The organism is Nonomuraea muscovyensis, from assembly GCF_014207745.1.
Classification (GTDB): Bacteria; Actinomycetota; Actinomycetes; order Streptosporangiales; family Streptosporangiaceae; genus Nonomuraea; species Nonomuraea muscovyensis.
Genome location: NZ_JACHJB010000002.1, coordinates 2981361 through 2997872 on the forward strand (window position 1 = coordinate 2981361; position 16512 = coordinate 2997872).

Sequence of the window (16512 nt, forward strand, 5' to 3'; positions counted from 1 at the left end):
TCACCTGCAGTAGGTCTTGCCGGCGATGACGCAGCACCTGACGCCGGTGGGCGTCCAGAAGCAGACGTCGGCCTGGGCGGTCGAGGCTGGGAGCAGCCTGGTGAGCATGCGGTCCGCGATCTTGTTGAGGGAGCGGATCATGGTGGTCCTCCTCGTAGTACGGCCTGGCGGCTGCGGTCGCCAGGGGGGCCGGCGCGGCACCGTGGTGATCAACCTCGCCGACGGCAGGACAATAGCCCCAGACGCACAACGCGGGTAAGCACGGTTGCCTGACATCAACCTGCACTCTCGTGCAGGTTGATGTCAGGCCGGCGCGCCTGCCCGCTTCGCCCCCCTCATGCTTGACTTCGGGAGCGCCCATGAGCCTGAGCAGTCTCGGACTGACCGCACTCGACGAGACGGTCTATCGAGCCCTCCTACGCGGTGACGGAGCGCCCCCCGGCGACCCCGGAGCGACGCGGGCGTCCATGGCCCGGCTCACGCAGCTCGAGCTGGTGCGGCTGGACGCCGACGGCAAGGCGGTCGCCATCGAGCCGGGCCTCGCGATCAGCCGCCTGATCAGGCGGCGCCTGCTGGAGACCAGTGCGGAGCAGCGCCGCATCTCGGCCGCCTGGGAGACGCTGCACATGCTGACCGCCGAGGACCAGAGCACCGGCTCCGCCATCGGGGTGGAGCGGATCGACGGCGTCGAGCAGGTGAACGAGCGGCTGTGGTCCATGGCGGCCGACGCGTACGAGGTGATGACCATCCAGTCCGTCCGGCGGCGCGCCGTCCCCGAGATGCTGCCCACGTACCTGAAGCGGCTGACCGAGGGCGTCCGGTGGCGCACCATCGTCCCGCGGGGCAGTCTGCGCCGCCAGGACGTCATCGAGTACGTCCTCGCGCTGCACCGCGCGGGCGATCACCACCGGGTCATCGAGGAGCCCGCGCAGCAGATGGTGATCTTCGACCGGGCCATGGCGTTCGTCCCCACCGTGCCGAACGCGTCAGGCTCGGGTGCCCTGATGTTCCGGCAGGCCGGGGCCGTGGCCACGATGGTGGACCTGTTCGAGCGGGTGTGGGCGCACGCGACCGACCTCGAACCCGACCAGGCGCCGGCCCTCACGCCACGGGAACGGCAGGTCCTGCACCTGCTGTCCAGCGCCGGCAAGGACGAGGTGGCGGCCAGGGAGATGGGCGTGAGCCTGCGGACGTATCGCCGGCACGTGGCCGAACTGCTCGACCGGCTCGGCGCCGCCAACCGCTTCCAGGCGGCGTTGTTCGCCCAGCGGCAGGGCTGGATCTAGCCCGCGGAGCATGCGGTGGCCCGCGCGGAGCGGGCCACCGGGTGCGGACCGCCGGAAAACACGAAACCCCTCCACGAGGGAGGGGTTGTCGGGCGGAACCGAACTGCGGTGGAGCTATGGGGATTCGAACCCCAGACCTCCTCCATGCCATGGAGGCGCGCTACCAACTGCGCCATAGCCCCGCGAGCCGTCGCCAAGTGTATCGGAATCCCGGCACCCGCGTGCCACACCGCGATCCCACGGCGGCGACCCGCCTCGCCCCGCTCACGGCGTCGAACGGCACTCGTCCCGATCCGTCAGGAGCCGCTCCAGAAAGCTCCGCGCCACGCACTCACGGTTGATCGCGGTGGACATCCCCGGCAGCCGCCCGGCCGCCTCCAGGACGGTTCTCGCGTCGGCGTCCCGCTTCAGCTTCACCTCGAACGACTCCGGCATGTCAGCGTGGCCGCCTTTCCCCCGCCGACGGGCTCCGGCGGGCCTTCGCCGTCGCCCTCGGGGAGGCCGCGGCCTCCGCAGTTGGGCCACAAGGAGTCGTCCTCGCAGAGGAACACGGCTATCTCCGGGTCCCCCTCCCGCCACGCCCCTGGTCATGCGCGGCCGCACCGCGCCCGCCCCCGCCCGCCCCCGCCCGCCGGACCGTCCGGCCGAACCGCCCGAGGCGGGTCACCGGCGGGGGCGGGGACGGTTCGCGGGCCTCGGCGAGCAGCCTGCCGAGCGCGTCGGCCACCTCGACGTAGCTGAGCCCGCCTTACGCGACGAGCAACAGCACGTCCCGATCCCCGGGCCGCAGAGCGCCGAGGGCGGCCGAGAGCCTGCGCTGCTGGTCGCCGGAGTCCTCGGTCAGCGCGCCGCCGTCGACGAGCGAGGCGTCACGCGCCCGTTCCCACGTCCGGTACAGGCGCGCCTCGTCGCGGTGATGGCGCCGGATCAGGTTGGTGGCGATGCCGAACAGCCACGCCCGAGCGTCCTGTCGTGTGGTGTCTTGACGCGCTCTCCGGGCTGAAACCCGGAGATTCTGGCCTGTGCCGTCCCGTTCACGCGGCGGCACTTCCCCGGCTTCCTGTTTCGCTGACCTGTGCCCGGACGGATCCGGGTCTTACCTGATCTCCACAGGCGTTTTGCCTCTCCGCCCGTCCGGCGGCGAGAATGTTGATCGCGGCGTTCACATCCCGGTCGTGGGTGACCCCGCACGGGCAGGTCCACTCCCGCACCGACAGCGGCATCGCCTCGGCGACGACACCGCACGCCGAACACAGCTTGGAGGAGGGGAAGAACCGGCCGACCTTGGCGAAGTACCTGCCATACAGCTTCGCCTTGTACTCCAGCATGCCCACGAACGCCGACCACCCGGCATCGTGGACGCTCTTGGCCAACCGGGTGCGGGCCAGTCCCTTGACCGCCAGGTCCTCCACATACACCGCTTGGTTGTCGCGGATAATCCGCGTGGAGGCCTGATGGTGGAACTCGCGGCGCGCGTCGGCGACCCTGGCGTGCTGGCGGGCAACCCGCAGGCGGGCCCTGGCCCGGTTGCTCGATCCTTTCTGCTTGCGCGACAGCGCCCGCTGGAGTTTCCTAAGCTTCTTCTCCGCACGGCGCAGGAATCTCGGCGAGGACACCTTGGTGCCGTCGGCCAGGACGGCGAAGTGCCCCAGCCCCAGGTCGATCCCCGTCTCAGCGCCGGTCTCAGTGCCGGTCTCAGTGCCCGTCTCGGCACCCGTCTCGGGCAACGCCGTCTGGGTCACCTGGAGCACGAACGAGGCGAAGTATCGCCCGGCCGCGTCCTTGAAGACCGTGACCGACGACGGCTCGGCGGGCAGTTCCCGTGACCAGCGCACCGCCACATCCCCGATCTTCGGCAAGCGCAGCCTGCCCTGCGCGGTGATCGAGAAGCGGGCGTTCTTGGTGAACTGGATCGCCTGCCGGTTGTCCTTGCGGGACCGGAAGCGGGGCGGCGCGAGTTTCGGCCCCTTGCGCCTGCCGGAGACAGAGGCGAAGAAGTTGCGGAACGCGGTGGTGCAGTCCGCCAGGGCCTGCTGGAGTACCACGGCGGACACCTCGCCCAGCCAGGCCCGCCGCGGGGTCTTCTTCGCCTCGGTGATCACAGCGCGGGACAGGTCGGCGTCGGTGAGGAACGGCAGTCCTTGCTCATGAGCGTGATTGCGCAGCGCGAGCGCGTCGTTGAACACCACGCGGGCGCACCCGAATGCCTTGGCCAGGTCGATCCGCTGGCCGGGGGTCGGGTCGATCCGGTAGGAGTACCGCAACTGCACCCGATCACCCTACAGTTGGTTTATGGCCGAGTACGGCGATATCAGAACCGGCCCCTGTGAGCCAGGTGGACGCCGGTCCGCCTGGCGGCGAATCGGCTATCCCTGTCCCGCTACGCGGGACGGTCGGCTTCACCCCCGGCCTGAAGGCCGGAGCACTACCGACGATTCCGGTAGCGCTCCCGCTGGCGGAACGCCGCGAGGAACGTCTCCGCGGCGACGTCGTCCGCGGCGGCGCCCAGCCGGGCGGCGGCGTAGCGGTGGATCGCCGTGAAGTGCCTGCGGAAGATCTCGGCGAACCCCTCGGGGTCGTGCAGGGAGCGCCGGATCACCTCGGCGTCGGTGTCGTCGGGCGAGCCGGCGCCACCCGCGCCGAGCCGGGGGGTGAGGACGGGGTCCAGCAGGGCGCGATCCGGTGGGTGATCGCTGCTGAGTCTCATGCGGGAGATGCCTTTCGTCGGGCAGCGGACACCGTTATTGCCCGCGCGCTCCCGCTTTCTTCACGGCGACCGCGTACCGGCGTCCTGCACCCCCGCGCGGCCGGTCAGCGGGTCACGGTGGTGCGCATGGTGAGGGTCGCGTCCTCCCGGGACAGCGAGACGGTGACCGCGCCCAGCTCCGACGTCCGCGCGACGTGCGTGCCGCCGCACGGGATCGAGACCTCCCCCTCGGGCAGCGCGCAGTGCCAGGTGCGGCGGGCGGTGAGCCAGGGTCCGGGCACGTCGATCCGGACGGGCGCGCCGGCGGCGACCCAGGTCGCGAGCCGCTCGTTCACGTCCGCGGCGATCCGGTCGAGGTCCAGGTCGTCGGCGGGGAAGCCCTTCTTGCGCAGCGACTTGCCCAGCCGGTAGACGTCCACGCTGCCGAACGGCGTGATGCGGGACGAGGTGATCGCCGTCTGGTCGAAGTCGGGATGCCCGAGTCCGTCACGCGCCGCTTCCTTGCGCCAGTGACCGGCGAGGGCGGCGTTCAGGGCGAGGGCGGCCAGGTGACAGGCGGTGTGCCCGGCCGACAGGGCGGCCCGGTGCTCGGCGTCCACCACCAGGTCGACGGTCTCCCCCACCGGCAGCGGGGTGTCGGTCACGTGCACGACCAGCCACTGCCAGTCGTCGGCGCCGCGCCGTACGGGGATGTCCGCCCCGAGGTGGAGGCCCTCCTGCTCGGACCAGGCGCCCGTCACGCAGTCGACGACCGGCAGCCCGCCGAGCGTGCCCAGGTCGGCGGGCTGGTCGGGCCAGGTGTGGTCGAGCGGGTGGAACGGGGTCTCGCTGACGACGAGGCCGTGCCGGGCCCCCACCGGCACGGCCCCGACGATCTCCGAGCGGCCGGTGACATGACCGTTCGGGAAGGTGACAACTGTCGAATTCACGCGGCCATCTTGCCAGCTCCGGCGCGGGCGCGACGCTCCGCCCCGCGCTCGTCCTCGATGAATCGCTCGCGGCCCGCGTACAGGCCGGTGTAGAGCTGCGCGGAGAGGACCGCGAAGAGCAGCACGTACGGCAGCGCCCAACCGCCGCTCAGGTCGTGCAGCACGCCGACGGCGAGCGGCCCGGCGCCGGCCATGAGGTAGCCGGCGCTCTGCCCGAAGGCGGACAGCGCGGCCGTGGCCTCGGCGGTGCGGGTGCGCAGCGCCAGCATCATGAGCGCCAGCGGGAACGAGCCCATGCCGACGCCGATGAGCATCACCCAGACCATCGCGGTCGAGGGCGGCGCGAACCACAGCCCGAGGAACCCCACCGCGTAGAACGCCACCAGGCCGGCCACGACCGGCCGCTGGTCGCGGAAGCGCGCGGCGACCGTGGGCACCAGGATCGAGATGGGGATGCTCAGGGCGGTGAAGACGCCGAGCACGACCCCCGCCTGCCCGGTGCTGTAGCCGGCGTCGGTGAGGATCGTGGGCAGCCAGCCGAACATGACGTACGCGATCGTGGACTGGGTGCCGAAGTAGACGGCGACCATCCAGGCGAGCCGGCTGCGGGCGAGCCGGCGAAGGCCGGTGCCCTGCCGGCCGCGGCGCTCGGGCTCGCTGCCCAGGAGCGCCAGCCACGGGAGCGCGGCCACGGCGGCCAGCGCGGCCCACACGCCGAGCGCGATGTGCCAGTCGCCCGAGGCCCGCTCGATGGGCACCGTGGCGGCGGCCGCCAGCATCGTGCCCGCGGCGAGGGCGGTAGTGTAGACGGTGGTCATGACCCCGGTCCGGGCCGGGAAGTGCCGCTTGATCAGCGTCGGGATGAGCACGTTGCCGACGGCGCCGCCCGACAGGGCGAGCGCGCTGCTGAGCAGGAAGACCGTCGCCGAGCCGACGACCGACCGCACGAGCAGTCCGACGCCGAGCGTGACGAGCGCGAGGAGCAGCAGGCGGTGCTCGCCGATCCGGAGGGCCAGGGTGGGCGTGACCGCGCCGACGGTGGCGAACGCCAGCACGGGCAGGGTGGTGAGCAGCCCGGTGCCGACGCTGGTCATGCCGAGCGCGCCGGCGAGCTGGTCCAGCAGAGGCCCCACGCTGGTCACGGCGGTGCGCAGGTTCAGCGCTGCGAGGACGATCCCCAGCACGAGCAGCCAGGCCAGGGGCCTGGTCCGGTCTCTGGACTCGGGGGCGAGCACAGTCATGCGGAGTCGATCCTTCGGTCATGGGGTCATGGGATGACTCGCATGCTAACAGGCCCGAAATGGCGTTTTATTCCTGGCATATGGCGAAGCTCGCGTTTCAAGGTCACCCGTCCGGCCAGGACCCACCCTCGCCCGTGTGCCGTACGCCCGGCCCACATCCTGGGGCGGGTGGCTGCTCACCTCACCGGGATGCCTCACCAGGACATCAGGATCAGCCGGACTCGGCGAGCAGATGGACGATACCGGCCGGGTTCTTGATCCAGTGGGTTCTGGAATCGAGGTTCTCCAGGGGCTCCACCTCGTCACACGGGTGGATACCGATGTCGGCCAGTTTGCTCGTCGCCGCGTCGAGGTCATCGGTGTGCAGTTGTAGCCACAGGTCGGGCCGGCTGTAGTTGTCGACACAGTCGAGCCACAGCGTAGTGGGACCGAACCGCACCGAATGAGTTCGCGAGACGGTCGGGGCGTAGGAGACATCGTCCTCTTTGACGTCGAAGCCCAGGGTGTCGCGGTAGAAGGCCACGGTGGCCTCGTACTGTGCCTTGGGGATCTTCATGGCGAGGTTCAGGCCGGCCGTGAATTCAGGCTTGCTCACTGTTGCGTGACTCCTTCAGTTTCAGTCCGTGTCGGTGGCGTCAAGTGCACGTTCCAGCGCAGCCAGCCGGTCATCCCACCTGTTGGCGAGCCTGGCCAGCCACACCTGGGCCGTGCGAATGGCGGCCGGTTCCAACCGGTAGGGATGGCGGCGGCCGGCCGGTTCGCCGGAGCTGATCAGGCCCGCTTCGGCGAGCTGGCCCAGGTGCTTGGCGACCGCCTGGCGGCTGATCGGCAACCGTCGCGCCAGATCAGTGACGGTTGCGGGCCCGGCGCGGGCGAGCTCCTCCAGCAGCGCCCGCCGCGTCGGATCGGTGAGCGCCGCGAACACCGCGACGGCCTGCCCTTGTGAATCAGGCGGCCGCATCGAGGTAGGTCTCCAGGTCGACGAGCTCTGTGTCCCATCCCTGACTGTTGGCCTTGCGGGCGGAGCGGGCCACGTCATCGGCGGCCTGGGCGAACCCGCTCTCCACGAGGCGCAGCCGGGTGCCGCCCGGCACCGGCTCCAGGGTGAAGTCGACAAGCGTCTGCGGTGCGTCATCCTCCGGCAGGCCCTCGATTCCCCACCTGAACGCGAAACGGCGTGGTGGGTCGACCACCGCGATCGTGGCGACGGATTCCTCGTCGAGGTCGTCCCAACGGAAGAACGCTCGCCCGCCGGGCCGCAGATCTATCTCCGCTGCCGAGCCGAACCACCGCGAGAGCCCCTCTGCGGTGGTCAGCGCGGCCCACACCCGCTCGATGGGGTGTCGTAGCACCGCCACACGTTCGATCGTGTCCGAAACCATGCCCACCCTCCTTCGCAACCTGTAGGTTGCCATTAAGAGGCAACCTACAGGTTGCGATCGTTGCCCGCAAGCAGCCCCGGCACGGAGGGCGACCTCCTACGCACCCGCACATGCGGGATCCCTCACCGGCTTGGACGGCCACCTGCACGACCGGACCGGCGGCCTGGTCGGGGCGTGCCCTCACCAGGTTCGCCGGGCCGGGATCGATGCCGTCCTGATCGACGCCTCCGCGATCAGACGGCGTCCTAAGAACCCCTAACAGAATGATCTTTGTCTGTGCTTGATCGCTCGCGGTAGCGAAGGCGAGAGGATGGCGCGGCTGAAGCCGTGGGAGGTCAGTGATGAGCTGTGGGTGGTTATCGAGCGGCTGATCCCTCGGCGTCGATCAACTGCCCATGGAGCGATGTCGAGGCCGCGGTGACCAGGTCGAGATCAGGCATACGGCGTCCGAGCAGCGGGTGTCCCTCACCGAGGTCGTATTGAATGTGAATGTCCAGGCCGGACATCATCGCGGCGAACCGCCGATGTTGAGGCCTGTCCAACCGCCGAGTGATGCACGTGTGGGGCCCGCTCAAGGGGTTATAGCCCGTGGGCGTCGGAGGCGCCGGTACTGGAGGCGGATGCGGATGTGATGGACCATGGGATCTCTTGGCCGTTCGGCTGGTCGGGGTTGAGCGCCAGGTGCGCGCAGCGGCGGCCTTGGTCTCGTAGCGGGTTGGTGACGGACGTGATGCCGAGCCGTTGGCCGGCTGGTGACGCGTCCCAGCCGAGGTAGGCCGCCTCCGGGTGAGTCTCGCGGAGGGTCTGGTGGGCTCCTAGGGCGAGTTCGTCGCTCATGGCGATGATGAGCGCATGGGGAGTGAGTTGGGGGGCGAGTTCTCGCGCTGCCGCGGCGCCATCTGCCTGAGTGTTGCGTGCCACGACAGCGACGGGTGTACTCGTCCAGCTGAGCCCGGCCTGTTCGATGGCGGTACGGTAGCCGCGCAGACGGGCGTCGGTGACGGGAAACGGTGCGCGTGACGGCAGGTTCGCGACGGTCGTCACCATGTGCTCGCGGTGGCGATCGAGCGGGAATGAGATCAGTACGGGCGTCCGGCCGTCACGGAGTCCATGGGAGGCGACCGCGCGTGCGGCCCGGTAGTCGTCCTGGGTGACACACGTGATTCCCTGACGTGGTGGACCCCCCTGGATGACGGCGGGGCGGGGATCGCCGCCGACCGCCGCCAGCACCGGATCGTCCTCCGCGGTGGTCCACAACACGAAACCATCGACTGCCGCGGACAGCACCCGATCAGCGTCTGCGGCGTCGCCGCGCGTGGGGATGAAGGTGAGACCTCGGCCTTCCTCTACGCAGACCTCTGCGACCCCGGCCAGGAACTGTGCCGCTTGGGGATCGTCGAAGGCATACGCCAGGTGCTCGCTGAAAACCACCCCGAGCTGGTGCGTACGACCGGATTTCAGCGCACGCCCCACGGCGTCCGGGCGATACCCCAGCTCGCTGGCCGCGCGGCGCACGCGCTCGCGGGTGGCGGTCGCGACCCGTGCAGGCCGGGTGAAGGCATAGGAGGCGGTCATGGGTGACACTCCCGCACGAGCCGCCACGTCCTTCAGCGTCACACGTCTACGGCTGGTTGGCACAGGACCATCCTATCTGTGTAGCGTTACACATATGTCGACTCAGATCGCTCGCCCCGCCACAGTGCTCCGTGCCGCGCCGTTCCTCGGCTTCGCCGGATTCGGCACTTTCTGGGGTGTGTGGGGTGCCAGCCTCCCCCTGCTGCGAACCCAAGCCGAGGTGAGCGATGCAGAGTTCGGCATCGCACTGCTCTTCGTGGCCGCCGGGGCTCTGCCCGCCATGCTGCTGACCGGGCGGCTCATCGACGCGCTCGGGCTCCGTGTCGCCGGCGTGCTGCTCGCACTGCTGGGCGTCATGGGCCTCGTGGTTTCCGTCACGTCGGCGACCTATGCCGCATTATGCGCCGGCATCCTCCTGGCAGGAGCCAGTTCGGGAGCGTCTGATGTGGCGATCAACACGCTGGCGGCGACGGTTGAAAAGCGGACCGGACGCCCCATCGTGGCCCGCTCACACGCGGCGTTCTCCGCCACGGTCGCCGTCTCCAGCCTGGGCGCCGGTGCGCTTACCGGACTGGCCGACAGCCTGCTGGCGAACTTCGCCGCCGCCGCCGTAGTCACCGTGGCCCTCGGTCTGGCCGTTATCGCCGCGACGCGCTCAGTCCCCGCTCAGGACGCTGTCGTACCCAAGAGCCAGGACGCGCCGACGCACGCCGGTCGCGCGTTGCGGTGGATCGCCCTGCTCATGATCGGTGCGGTCGGCGCATTGGCGTTCGCATCGGAGAATGCCTACCAGTCCTGGTGTGCTGTCCTGCTGACCGACGAGTTCGCAGCCTCGTCCCCGCTGGCCGCCGTCGCGCCGGCGGCGTTCGCCACGACGGCCGCGCTGGCCCGTTTCGCCGCCGCCACGATCACATTCCGACGCCCGATCGTCACGTTGGCCAGCGGAAGCGTGATCGCCACGACCGGAGGCGTCCTAACGGCGTTCGCGCCCACGCTGCCGCTCGCACTGGTGGGCATCGTCACTGCCGCAGCAGGCACCTCGATACTCTTTCCCACCTTGCTGTCCTACGGGCTTCGACCGATCCCCGACGAGTCACGCGGACGAGCCACGTCCGCCATCTCCACAGTCGCCTATGTCGGTTACCTCGCCGGCCCCGCATTCTTCGGCCTGCTCGCTGACGCCACCGGAGTGCAGCAGGCGTTTCTGGGCATCGCCGCACTGACCGCCGTGCTTCTGGCGACGATCCCGGTACTGTCGGCGCTCAAGCGAGCAGCGGACGTCCGCTCTCCCGACGAGACGCCGTACTCGATTCGCACGCGACCAGCCCGAACGCACAGGACCCCGGAGCCTTAAGAGGCTTCAAACAAATGATCAGCGGACGAGGCGGCGTCAGCAGACGATGGCAGCGGCCAGAGTCATGAAGGCTTCGTGGATGTCATCGCGGACCTCCCAACGGATGCGCAGACGGCGGAACCAGTGCAGCAGCGCGATGGTCCGCTCGACCACGTAGCGATGCACGCCCAGGCCGCTACCGTGCGGGGTGCCTCGGCGAGCGATGATCGGCTTGATGCCGGCACTCCACACCAGGCGCCGGTACTTGTCGTGGTCGTAGCCGCGGTCGGCGAGCAGGCAGTCGGGCCGCTTGCGGGGCCGCCCGACCCGTCCGCGGACCGATGGGATCTTCTTGAGCGCGCGTACGTGCGAGCTGTCGATCACCGCCCTCGACCAGTCCAGCTGCCCCGCGGCGTGCAACTCCGACAGCAAGGTCTGATGCAGCCGCTCCCAAACCCGGCTTCATGCCAGTCCCGCAAGCGGCGCCAACAGGTCATTCCCGACCCGAACCCCAGCTCTTGAGGCAGGAACTACCACGGGATCCCGGTGTAGAGCACGAACAAGATCCCGCACAACACCTTGCGATCGTCCAGGCGCTTACGACCCGGATGACGCGCGCGCCGCTCCACCTTCGGCAGCAGCGGCTCGACCCGCTCCCACAGGCTGTCACGCACCATCCACGGCGGCTGCTCACCTTTCCTCACAAACCGTGATCCAACTGGCCCACCGGCTCCCAAGAGACCATAGTGATCATTTTGCTAGCACTTCTAAGTCGGTCGAAGTTCGATGACACAAGCTCGAAGGGTCGCTGTCACCGGACGATCACCTCAGAACGCAAGCGAAGCCCCCGATCGCTCGGGGGCTTCGTGCGCCCTGGGTGAGGTACCTCTTAGCGGAGGCGTCACCAGGTCAGAGGACGGGACGCGGGCCCTGGGGCGGCTCGTCGCGGGTCGGGATCGGGCCGGGCGGGGGCAGCGTGGAGCCGCTGCCGGGGGTGCCGCCGGGAGTGAGGTCGGGGCCGCCGACCGTCCCGGGAGGCACGTTCCCGCCGGTGCCGGGCGGCACGGCGCCGCCGGCGTCGTAGCCGGAGCCGTGCTGGTGCGGGCCGGGCACGTCGCCGCGCCACGCGCCGGTCTCGCCGCCGCGCGACTCGATGAACGCCTTGAACCGCTCCATGTCGCCGCGGACGCGCAGGCGGACGAGTTGCAGCCAGTCACCGGCCGTCTCGACGAAGCCCTCGGGGTCGTACTCCATCTGGAGCGTGACCTTGGTGGTGTCGTCGTTGAGGCGGTGGAACGTCACCACCCCGGCCTGGCGCGGCTTGTCGATCGAGTGCCAGGCGATGCGCTCGTCCGGGTGCTGCTCGGTGATCTCCGCATCGAACTCGCGCTTCACCCCGGCGATCTCGGTGATCCAGTGGGTGCGCGTGTCGGATAGCTGCTTGACCGACTCGACGCCTTCCATGAACTCGGGGAAGCTCTCGAACTGGGTCCACTGGTTGTAGGCGACCCTGATCGGAACGTTGACGTCTACGGAATGCTCGATCGTACTCATGGAGATGCTGGCTTCCCCGACGGCGCCGGGCCTAACGTCGGCGCAGCAACCAGTAGAGGCCGACCAGCGGCAGCACGAGCGGAATGAACAGGTAGCCCTTGCCGTACACCGACCACACGGTCGCCTCGGGGAAGGCGGCCGGATCGAGCAGGCTGGCCGTGCCGATGACCAGGACGCCCGCCAGCTCGACGAACAGCGCCGCCAGCGCGAGCCGCCGCGCGCCGCGCACCAGCGCGACGGTGAGCAGCACGTAGACCAGCGCGGCGAAGGCCGACAGCGAGTAGGCCAGCGGCGCCTCCCCGAACCTGGTGAGGATCTGCACGGTGGCCCGAGCCCCGGCGGCGAGCGCGAACAGCCCGTAGACGGCGACCAGCGCGCGGCCCGGCCCGGTGCCCGTCGACGGCACGCTCATGCCACGCCCTGCCAGATCTGCAGCAGCCGCGCCGTCATCACCGCGATCGCGAACCCGGCCACGACGAGGATCGCCGAACCCCACCGGCTGCGCTCGGCCAGCGCCAGGAACACCCCGGCGGGCGGGATGACGGCCTGGCCGCCGAGATAGCCGAACAGCGTGCCCTTGGACACGTCCGCGCCCTCGCCTCCGGCGACGGCCGCGATCACGATGCCGGCCTGGGCCAGCACGGCAACTTCCAGCAGCACGAAGCCGACCAGCAGGACCATGCCCATGGCCCGGTCCCGGATCGCCGTGACGAGGCTCGCCAGCGCGAGCAGCAGGGACCCGGTGATGACGATCGTGGCGACGGTGGTGTTCATCAGCGCAAAGGTTATCGCCCGCGGGGGCCGCCCCCGGATTCCGCCGACGCCGCCCCGCACCCGGGGCGCTCGTAGGATCGAAGGCATGGAGAGGATCCTGGTCAGCGCGTGCCTCATGGGCCGGCGGGTGCGCTACGACGGCGGCGCCAAGACCAGCGCCGACGCGCGGCTGGCCGAGTGGCGCGACGAGGGCCGCCTGGTGCCGTTCTGCCCCGAGGTGGAGGGCGGGCTGCCGACGCCGCGGCCGGCCGCCGAGATCGAGGGCGGGGCGGGCGGCGCCGCGGTGCTGGCGGGCGCGGCGCGGGTGCTGGCCGCCGACGGTTCCGACGTGACGGCGGAGTTCCTGTCGGGCGCGCAGGCGGCGCTCGCGGTCGCACGGTCCTTCGGGGTACGGCTGGCGGTGCTGAAGGAGGGCAGCCCGTCGTGCGGCGCCCTGGCGATCTACGACGGCACGTTCCAGGGCCGGCGCACGCCCGGCCAGGGGGTCACCGCGGCGCTGCTGGAGGCCAACGGCATCCGCGTCTTCACCGAGGACCACCTCGCCGAGGCCGCCGACCACCTGCGTGTCCTGGAGTCGTGACCGTCAGTCGGCCGACGCCGGCAGCACCCGCCTGACCAGCCGGATCGCCTCGTCGATCGTCTCGGTGGCCTCGCGCTCCGACTCGCAGACGGCCACCTCGCGGCCCGCCTCGCGCATCATGGTCGTCAGGAGCACGACCAGCACGTGGCTGCGCCGGGTGTCGTCCAGGCCGAGGAGCCGCTTGTTGCCGCCGATCCAGTCCCAGCCGCGCTGCCTGCGCACCGCGTCGAACTCGGCCGGCCCGTCGCTCTCCAGGAACAACCGGGCCAGGTCGCGGTCCTCCCAGGAGCCTTCGAGGTAGGCGCGGGCCCCGGCGAGGAACCGTTCGCCGGTGCCCCCGACCGCCCTGGCCGCCCGCGAGGTGCGCTCCTCCTGGCCGCGCATGAACTGCTCCCACAGGGCGAGGAACAGGCCCGGCTTGCCGCCGAAGTGGTGGTAGAGGCTGCCCACGCTGATGCCCGACGCCTGGACGATGTCGGCCACCGTGGCCTCGCCGTACCCCCTGGCCAGGAACACCTCGCGGGCGGCGCGCAGCAGCGCCTCGCGGGTGCTGGTGGACCGGCCCCAGCGGCGGCTGCCGCCCATCAGTACTCCCAGGTGTCGGTACGCCGCTCGTGGCCGATGCACCAGACACCCGTGCCGTGCTCCCCCCTGGCCAGATCCACCCTGATCCAGCCGGTGGCGCGGGTGACCTTCGCGGTGTAACCGGTGGCGGGGGTGGCGGACACCAGGCGGCAGTCCGCGGCGCCGAGCCTGAACGCCACCTCGCCGCCCCTCACCGTCACCACCTTGAGCTCCCCGCCGCCGGCGGCCGGGGTCTTCGCGGGCAGGGACGACCGGCGAGGCCGCTGCGCGGCGGGCCCTGACGTGGAGGGTGCTGACGTGGAAGGGCCGGCCGTCCTCCGTTCGGGCGTGCGCGTGACGGCCCGGGGCGGGGTGGGGGTGGCGCCGTCCGCGACCGCCTCCGGCGCGAACGGCAGCAGCCGCACGTCACCGGCGAACCCGCCGCCCAGCACCCCCCGTACGCCGAACCACGACACCGACACGGCGACCGCGGTGGCTCCGCACCAGATCGCCGCGTATCGAAGGGCCCGCCGCATGAGAGGCATTATGTACGGTTGGTGCGCATGGCGACGGTGCTCGTAGTCGAAGACGACGAATTGGTCAGGTCTGCCATCATCCATGAGCTCGCCAGGCGGCGGCACGCGGTCCGCAGCGCGGGCTGCGCTCTGGACGCGCTGCGGGAGATCTCCCAGCGGGCGCCCGACGCGGTCGTCCTCGATCTCGGCCTGCCCGACCTGGACGGCGCGGAGGCCCTGCGGATGGTCCGCGGCGTCTCCGACGTGCCGGTCATCGTGGCCACGGCCCGTGACGACGAGGCGGAGATCGTCAGGCTGCTGGAGGCGGGCGCCGACGACTACCTGGTCAAGCCGTTCTCCGGGGACCACCTGGGCGCCCGGCTGGACGCGGTGCTGCGCAGGGCCAGGCCGGCCGCCCCGCCGGAGGCGGTCAGGGTGGGCGGGCTGGTCGTGGACGTCAACCGGCGCGAGGCCGTCCTCGACGGCGGACCGATCTCGCTCACCAGGCGGGAGTTCGACCTGCTCGCCTACCTGGCCGTCCGGGCCGACCGGGTGGTCGGCCGGCAGGAGCTGCTGACCGAGGTGTGGCGGCAGGCGTACGGCGACGACCAGACGATCGACGTGCACCTGTCGTGGCTGCGCCGCAAGCTGGGAGAGAGCGCCGCGCGGCCCCGCTACCTGCACACGGTGCGCGGCGTCGGCGTGATGCTCTCCGCTCCCCGGTAGCGGCCGGATGCGGCGGGCCTCATGAGGCGGACACTGGCCGTGCTGATGGTCGCGGTCACCTCGATGGTGGCGCTGGCGTTCCTCGTGCCGCTCGCGCTGGTCGTCAAGGAGACCGCGCGGTCGCGAGCGCTGTCGGACGCCGAGCGCCAGGCGTCGGCGCTGGTGCCGGTGCTCGCGCTGACGACCGAGGCGGACGAACTGGGCCTGGCGATGGCCCGCACCGAGGCGGGCCGGCACGGCCGGCTGGCGATCCATGTCAAGGACGGCCCGACCACGGGCGTCTCGCGGGCGCCGCGCGGTGAGGTGGCCAGGGCGGTGGCGCGGACGAGCGCGAGCCGGGTCGAGCTGCCCGGCGGGTACGCGCTGCTGCGGCCGGTCGCGCTGGACGAGGACCGGGGCGCGGTCATCGAGGTGTTCGTGCCCGCCGGTGAGCTGACGCGGGGCGTCACCGCCTCGTGGGCGGTGCTGAGCGGGGTGGCGGTGGTGCTGGTGCTCGGCTCGGTGCTGGTCGGGGACCGCCTCGGCGCGCGGGTGGTCCGCGCTGCGCGCCGGCTCGGCTCCGCGGCCACCGCGCTGGGCGAGGGGGATCTCGGCGAACGCATCCACCCGGACGGGCCGGCCGAGCTGGTCGCGGCGGCGACGGCGTTCAACGCGATGGCCGCCCGGGTGACCAGGCTGCTCGCGGCCGAACGCGAGCTGGCGGCCGACCTGTCGCACCGGCTCCGCACGCCGCTCACCGCGCTGCGGCTCAGCCTCGACCAGCTCGGCCCGCCGGCCGAGCCGAGCAGGCGGGCGCTCGCCCGGCTGGAGGAGGAGGTCGACACGATCATCACGGCGGCCCGGCGGCCCGCCCGGGCGCCCCGGTCGTGCGACGCCGCCGAGGTGCTGCGTGACCGGCTGACGTTCTGGTCGGCGCTGGCCGAGGACCAGAGCCGACCGTGGCGGCTCACCGGCGCGACGCTGCCCGTGTCCGTGCCGGTACCGGCGGGCGAGCTGACCGCCGCCGTGGACGCGCTGCTCGGCAACGTCTTCCGGCACACCGCCGAGGGCACGGCGTTCGGCGTCACCCTGCACGAGGGCGAGGACGCGGTGGGCATCCTCGTGGCCGACGCCGGGCCCGGCATCCGCGACCCGGACGCCGCGCTGGAGCGAGGGGCGAGCGGCGCCGGATCCACCGGGCTGGGGCTGGACATCGCGCGCAGGCTGGCCGAGTCGACCGGCGGCTCGCTGCGGCTGGACCGCTCGTCGCTGGGCGGGGCACAGGTGCAGCTCTGGCTCCGTCGTACCCCGCTGGACCGCCCCCGCGGGGGCCGCTCCGGACGCCGGGGCTGAAGAGGCACTCAAGC

General features: G+C 71.3%; 21 protein-coding genes, 1 tRNA gene and 1 pseudogene. 5 read left to right on the forward strand and 18 right to left on the reverse strand.

Features of this window, described 5'->3' with window-relative positions:
* Positions 1-141: a hypothetical protein gene (locus FHU36_RS30435; RefSeq protein ID WP_185087191.1), complete on the reverse strand. Its 141-nt coding sequence runs from the start codon at positions 139-141 to the stop codon at positions 1-3.
* A 218-nt stretch (positions 142-359) separates the two neighbouring features.
* Between FHU36_RS30435 and FHU36_RS30440 the strand changes: the two genes are divergently transcribed.
* Entirely contained in the window at positions 360-1286 is a 927-nt protein-coding gene (locus FHU36_RS30440; protein WP_185087192.1) for a helix-turn-helix transcriptional regulator, read from the forward strand.
* A 109-nt stretch (positions 1287-1395) separates the two neighbouring features.
* Here FHU36_RS30440 and FHU36_RS30445 read toward each other — a convergent pair.
* The 11 genes from FHU36_RS30445 to FHU36_RS30495 all read right to left on the reverse strand — a co-directional run bounded on the left by FHU36_RS30445 (position 1396) and on the right by FHU36_RS30495 (position 9183).
* A tRNA-Ala gene (locus FHU36_RS30445) sits at positions 1396-1468 on the reverse strand.
* Positions 1469-1550: 82 nt separating this feature from the next.
* A complete protein-coding gene (locus FHU36_RS30450; RefSeq protein WP_185087193.1) occupies positions 1551-1721 on the reverse strand; it encodes a hypothetical protein in 171 nt (56 codons plus the stop codon).
* 313 nt (positions 1722-2034) lie between these two features.
* Positions 2035-2334 (reverse strand): RNA polymerase sigma factor, encoded by a 300-nt coding sequence (locus FHU36_RS30455; RefSeq protein WP_185087194.1) that lies wholly within the window; start codon positions 2332-2334, stop codon positions 2035-2037.
* A complete protein-coding gene (locus FHU36_RS30460; RefSeq protein ID WP_185087195.1) occupies positions 2321-3556 on the reverse strand; it encodes an RNA-guided endonuclease InsQ/TnpB family protein in 1236 nt (411 codons plus the stop codon). The genes FHU36_RS30455 and FHU36_RS30460 overlap by 14 nt, the downstream gene beginning before the upstream one ends.
* Before the next feature lie 155 nt (positions 3557-3711).
* Positions 3712-3993: a sigma factor gene (locus tag FHU36_RS30465; RefSeq protein WP_185087196.1), complete on the reverse strand. Its 282-nt coding sequence runs from the start codon at positions 3991-3993 to the stop codon at positions 3712-3714.
* Between the two features lie 104 nt (positions 3994-4097).
* The gene (locus FHU36_RS30470; protein ID WP_185087197.1) at positions 4098-4922 is read right to left on the reverse strand and encodes an alanyl-tRNA editing protein; all 825 of its coding nucleotides are present in this window, start codon (positions 4920-4922) and stop codon (positions 4098-4100) included.
* The gene (locus FHU36_RS30475) at positions 4919-6163 is read right to left on the reverse strand and encodes an MFS transporter (protein WP_185087198.1); all 1245 of its coding nucleotides are present in this window, start codon (positions 6161-6163) and stop codon (positions 4919-4921) included. The genes FHU36_RS30470 and FHU36_RS30475 overlap by 4 nt, the downstream gene beginning before the upstream one ends.
* Positions 6164-6374: 211 nt before the next feature.
* On the reverse strand, positions 6375-6758 hold the full coding sequence (locus tag FHU36_RS30480) for a VOC family protein (RefSeq protein ID WP_185087199.1): 384 nt from the start codon (positions 6756-6758) through the stop codon (positions 6375-6377).
* 21 nt (positions 6759-6779) lie between these two features.
* Positions 6780-7124, reverse strand: a complete 345-nt coding sequence (locus FHU36_RS30485) for an ArsR/SmtB family transcription factor (protein ID WP_185087200.1) — start codon at positions 7122-7124, stop codon at positions 6780-6782.
* On the reverse strand, positions 7111-7545 hold the full coding sequence (locus FHU36_RS30490) for an SRPBCC domain-containing protein (protein WP_185087201.1): 435 nt from the start codon (positions 7543-7545) through the stop codon (positions 7111-7113). The genes FHU36_RS30485 and FHU36_RS30490 overlap by 14 nt, the downstream gene beginning before the upstream one ends.
* 579 nt (positions 7546-8124) lie before the next feature.
* Complete coding sequence (locus FHU36_RS30495) at positions 8125-9183, reverse strand: LacI family DNA-binding transcriptional regulator (RefSeq protein WP_312891922.1); 1059 nt, start codon at positions 9181-9183, stop codon at positions 8125-8127.
* A 31-nt stretch (positions 9184-9214) separates the two neighbouring features.
* On the opposite strand from FHU36_RS30495, the gene FHU36_RS30500 reads away from it, so the two are divergent.
* Complete coding sequence (locus FHU36_RS30500; RefSeq protein WP_185087202.1) at positions 9215-10474, forward strand: MFS transporter; 1260 nt, start codon at positions 9215-9217, stop codon at positions 10472-10474.
* Between the two features lie 36 nt (positions 10475-10510).
* Here FHU36_RS30500 and FHU36_RS30505 read toward each other — a convergent pair.
* The 4 genes and pseudogenes from FHU36_RS30505 to FHU36_RS30520 form a co-directional block, all read right to left on the reverse strand.
* A pseudogene (locus FHU36_RS30505) lies at positions 10511-11130 on the reverse strand (transposase).
* A 232-nt stretch (positions 11131-11362) separates the two neighbouring features.
* The gene (locus FHU36_RS30510) at positions 11363-12007 is read right to left on the reverse strand and encodes an SRPBCC family protein (protein WP_185087203.1); all 645 of its coding nucleotides are present in this window, start codon (positions 12005-12007) and stop codon (positions 11363-11365) included.
* Between the two features lie 31 nt (positions 12008-12038).
* Entirely contained in the window at positions 12039-12419 is a 381-nt protein-coding gene (locus FHU36_RS30515; protein WP_185087204.1) for a hypothetical protein, read from the reverse strand.
* Complete coding sequence (locus FHU36_RS30520; RefSeq protein ID WP_185087205.1) at positions 12416-12781, reverse strand: hypothetical protein; 366 nt, start codon at positions 12779-12781, stop codon at positions 12416-12418. Before FHU36_RS30520 ends, FHU36_RS30515 begins: the two co-directional genes overlap by 4 nt.
* An 85-nt stretch (positions 12782-12866) precedes the next feature.
* Between FHU36_RS30520 and FHU36_RS30525 the strand changes: the two genes are divergently transcribed.
* Positions 12867-13361: a 2-thiouracil desulfurase family protein gene (locus FHU36_RS30525; RefSeq protein WP_185087206.1), complete on the forward strand. Its 495-nt coding sequence runs from the start codon at positions 12867-12869 to the stop codon at positions 13359-13361.
* A gap of 3 nt (positions 13362-13364) precedes the next feature.
* On the opposite strand, the gene FHU36_RS30530 is transcribed toward FHU36_RS30525, so the two are convergent.
* Positions 13365-13946: a TetR/AcrR family transcriptional regulator gene (locus FHU36_RS30530; RefSeq protein WP_185087207.1), complete on the reverse strand. Its 582-nt coding sequence runs from the start codon at positions 13944-13946 to the stop codon at positions 13365-13367.
* Positions 13946-14461: a hypothetical protein gene (locus FHU36_RS30535; protein ID WP_185087208.1), complete on the reverse strand. Its 516-nt coding sequence runs from the start codon at positions 14459-14461 to the stop codon at positions 13946-13948. The genes FHU36_RS30530 and FHU36_RS30535 overlap by 1 nt, the downstream gene beginning before the upstream one ends.
* A gap of 27 nt (positions 14462-14488) precedes the next feature.
* Between FHU36_RS30535 and FHU36_RS30540 the strand changes: the two genes are divergently transcribed.
* A complete protein-coding gene (locus FHU36_RS30540; protein WP_185087209.1) occupies positions 14489-15166 on the forward strand; it encodes a response regulator transcription factor in 678 nt (225 codons plus the stop codon).
* Between the two features lie 21 nt (positions 15167-15187).
* The gene (locus FHU36_RS30545) at positions 15188-16498 is read left to right on the forward strand and encodes a sensor histidine kinase (protein ID WP_185087210.1); all 1311 of its coding nucleotides are present in this window, start codon (positions 15188-15190) and stop codon (positions 16496-16498) included.
* Positions 16499-16512: the final 14 nt, after the last annotated feature.

What these genes read in the sequence shown, in the direction of transcription:
- FHU36_RS30435 (WP_185087191.1), bottom strand. Translation starts at nt 141, where the DNA reads ATGATCCGCTCCCTCAACAAGATCGCGGACCGCATGCTCACCAGGCTG.
- FHU36_RS30440 (WP_185087192.1), top strand. Translation starts at nt 360, where the DNA reads ATGAGCCTGAGCAGTCTCGGACTGACCGCACTCGACGAGACGGTCTAT.
- FHU36_RS30450 (WP_185087193.1), bottom strand. Translation starts at nt 1,721, where the DNA reads ATGCCGGAGTCGTTCGAGGTGAAGCTGAAGCGGGACGCCGACGCGAGA.
- FHU36_RS30465 (WP_185087196.1), bottom strand. Translation starts at nt 3,993, where the DNA reads ATGAGACTCAGCAGCGATCACCCACCGGATCGCGCCCTGCTGGACCCC.
- FHU36_RS30475 (WP_185087198.1), bottom strand. Translation starts at nt 6,163, where the DNA reads ATGACTGTGCTCGCCCCCGAGTCCAGAGACCGGACCAGGCCCCTGGCC.
- FHU36_RS30485 (WP_185087200.1), bottom strand. Translation starts at nt 7,124, where the DNA reads ATGCGGCCGCCTGATTCACAAGGGCAGGCCGTCGCGGTGTTCGCGGCG.
- FHU36_RS30490 (WP_185087201.1), bottom strand. Translation starts at nt 7,545, where the DNA reads ATGGTTTCGGACACGATCGAACGTGTGGCGGTGCTACGACACCCCATC.
- FHU36_RS30500 (WP_185087202.1), top strand. Translation starts at nt 9,215, where the DNA reads ATGTCGACTCAGATCGCTCGCCCCGCCACAGTGCTCCGTGCCGCGCCG.
- FHU36_RS30510 (WP_185087203.1), bottom strand. Translation starts at nt 12,007, where the DNA reads ATGAGTACGATCGAGCATTCCGTAGACGTCAACGTTCCGATCAGGGTC.
- FHU36_RS30515 (WP_185087204.1), bottom strand. Translation starts at nt 12,419, where the DNA reads ATGAGCGTGCCGTCGACGGGCACCGGGCCGGGCCGCGCGCTGGTCGCC.
- FHU36_RS30520 (WP_185087205.1), bottom strand. Translation starts at nt 12,781, where the DNA reads ATGAACACCACCGTCGCCACGATCGTCATCACCGGGTCCCTGCTGCTC.
- FHU36_RS30525 (WP_185087206.1), top strand. Translation starts at nt 12,867, where the DNA reads ATGGAGAGGATCCTGGTCAGCGCGTGCCTCATGGGCCGGCGGGTGCGC.
- FHU36_RS30530 (WP_185087207.1), bottom strand. Translation starts at nt 13,946, where the DNA reads ATGGGCGGCAGCCGCCGCTGGGGCCGGTCCACCAGCACCCGCGAGGCG.
- FHU36_RS30535 (WP_185087208.1), bottom strand. Translation starts at nt 14,461, where the DNA reads ATGCGGCGGGCCCTTCGATACGCGGCGATCTGGTGCGGAGCCACCGCG.
- FHU36_RS30540 (WP_185087209.1), top strand. Translation starts at nt 14,489, where the DNA reads ATGGCGACGGTGCTCGTAGTCGAAGACGACGAATTGGTCAGGTCTGCC.
- FHU36_RS30545 (WP_185087210.1), top strand. Translation starts at nt 15,188, where the DNA reads ATGAGGCGGACACTGGCCGTGCTGATGGTCGCGGTCACCTCGATGGTG.